Origin of the sequence: Mesorhizobium sp. M2A.F.Ca.ET.067.02.1.1 (assembly GCF_004023285.1) — a bacterium.
Taxonomy (GTDB): domain Bacteria; phylum Pseudomonadota; class Alphaproteobacteria; order Rhizobiales; family Rhizobiaceae; genus Mesorhizobium.
The window spans coordinates 1-1,354 of sequence record NZ_RZSB01001102.1 but is presented as its reverse complement, the minus strand read 5'-3'; the positions used below and the strand labels follow the sequence as shown (position 1 = coordinate 1,354).

At 51.3% G+C, this 1,354-nt stretch carries 1 protein-coding gene and 1 pseudogene; both read right to left on the bottom strand.

Going from position 1 to position 1,354, the window contains the following annotated elements; all coding sequences use genetic code 11:
• Window positions 1-466, bottom strand: a pseudogene (locus EOA28_RS35800) (glycosyltransferase family 4 protein); the annotation flags it as partial.
• 32 nt (window positions 467-498) lie between these two features.
• Window positions 499-903 (bottom strand): hypothetical protein, encoded by a 405-nt coding sequence (locus tag EOA28_RS35795; RefSeq protein WP_127251503.1) that lies wholly within the window; start codon window positions 901-903, stop codon window positions 499-501.
• Window positions 904-1,354 lie beyond the last annotated feature (451 nt).

The window sequence follows — 1,354 nt, the reverse complement described above, 5'->3', positions numbered from 1 at the left end:
CCGCCCGGTTGAGACCCTTTCCAGCCCGCGCGATGGCCGCCATGAAGAACAGATGGTCGTTCTTCGACGGCGCCAGGCGATAGGCGTCGACCGGAAAACCATTGTAGACGAAGGTCTTGCGGCCGTGCAGCTCGGCATGGCGGGCGCTGATGAAGCTCCAGTTCGGCTGCGGCCTCGGATAATCCGGCAGATGGCCGCGCTCGGTATTGAGCGTCGGAAAAGGGACTTCCACCTTCCAGGCGTGGAGATGGACGATGTCGGTGTCCTTGGGAACAGCCGCGCGGCACTCGTCATTGGTGACCGCGTGGCGAACCTCGCACATCGGATGCGACGATCCCGGACCGGCGATCAACGTCACCTGATGCCCCATCTTGACCATTTCCGTGGTCAGCCATTCGACCTGCCGCTGGATGCCGCCATAGCCCTTGCACGGAATAAGGCCCTGGGCCGCGAGTGTTATACGCATTTGGTCTCCACGCTCATATCAGCGGTGGTCACTCACTTACGAGAGCGATCCCGCCGCCGCTTCAGTTCTTCATCGGACGGCGGCGTGTATCTCCACATTTCTTTAGAATTAAGGGCCCCCATCATCTCACCAAGTTTGCCCACCCCGATCCTGGCTGCGTCGACTAGGTGACCGCTAACCATCAAGCCGCCCTCTGGCTTTGCAACCAAAATATAGTCCCCAATCGTAAGAAACGGTGGTCTGTTATGATAATCAAAATCAGTAAATTTATAGGCGTCCGACAAGCAAATTCTTACCTCGTCGTTGAACTTATATCTACTAATTGTGTACATTATCCAATCATCAAGGTCTTTCCTTTCCCATTTTTTTACAGCTGAGTGCTCGTCGAGCCTTTTCTCGAGAAACCGCATTATTGAATAGTGCAGATCTTTACCCATTTCCCTGCCTCAATATGGCTGAGTCGCTCAAGAATTGAGTTATATCGTTTCGTTGAGTTGCATGGAACGATTGAATGTGAAGGGGAATCCCAAACCTACATCTGAACGATCGGCAGGTATCCATCAAAAAGTTGTATTGGTCCCACGCGGAAAAGACGACCACAACATCCACGTCTCCGAGATTGCGAGTTGGCGTCAAAATCGAACCAAAAAAATAAAAGTTTACAACCTCGACGTTGCGCCGGAGTGCCCTCTCAATCCATAACTTCATCGTTATTTTGTCATGCATGGTGATGAATTAATTCGACTACTGCTCTTGGGAATTGATGATTCCGGTAGTCTACCCTTTCGTCCGCGACATGCGATTCAAACGCGTCAATATGCGAAAGCCACTGGTCGAAAAGAAATTCATCAGCTTCAGGAATGACGTTCTTCGCTTTTAGTATAATAT

Bases quoted from the DNA above. Each gene is read 5' to 3' on its own strand.
- EOA28_RS35795 (WP_127251503.1), bottom strand. From the start codon at position 903: ATGGGTAAAGATCTGCACTATTCAATAATGCGGTTTCTCGAGAAAAGG.